The sequence below is a fragment of the Mesorhizobium sp. M7A.F.Ca.ET.027.03.2.1 genome (assembly GCF_003999175.1).
In the GTDB taxonomy this organism is placed as follows: Bacteria; Pseudomonadota; Alphaproteobacteria; order Rhizobiales; family Rhizobiaceae; genus Mesorhizobium.
In genome coordinates, this window is sequence record NZ_RZOM01001872.1 from 1 (window position 1) to 481 (window position 481).

A 481-nucleotide genomic window follows, 5' to 3' on the forward strand; every position below is an offset into this window, starting at 1 on the left:
AGACCTGATCCCCTACCGGGTGACCGTAGACATCGTTCGTCCGCTTGAAATGGTCGAGGTCGAACATGACGATGGACATGAACGGACCGAAACTCCGTTCGCCGTAGAGCGACGTCAATGCCCGGCGGTTCAGCAACCCTGTCAGCGGATCGGTCATAGTCTCGGCCTTGAGCTCGATTTGCGCCTGCAGATGATGGAGGGAGAGCGTCAACGCTCCGAGTCCGGTCATGCAGGCGACCGCCACCACGGAATTCAATCGTTCGGCCCAGTTGTCGGGCGCAACCGCGAGCGTCCATTGCCCCTTGGTCAGCAGAACCAGGCCGCAAAGCGCAAACGACATCGCGCAGGTGCCGCTCAGAAACGAAACCACCAGAAGGATGCGGCGGTCGTGACTGCCGTTGATCCAGAACATGGCACCGATCGCCGACAGCAGCGCCGTCACCGTGGTGTAGGGGACGATGAAGCCAATGCCGTCAAAGCC

General features: G+C 60.7%; 1 protein-coding gene. It reads right to left on the minus strand.

The annotated features are described in order from the left end of the window. Nucleotides 1-442: diguanylate cyclase (locus EN750_RS38540; protein WP_245482960.1), on the minus strand; the 442-nt coding region annotated here is incomplete at its 3' end. Nucleotides 443-481 lie beyond the last annotated feature (39 nt).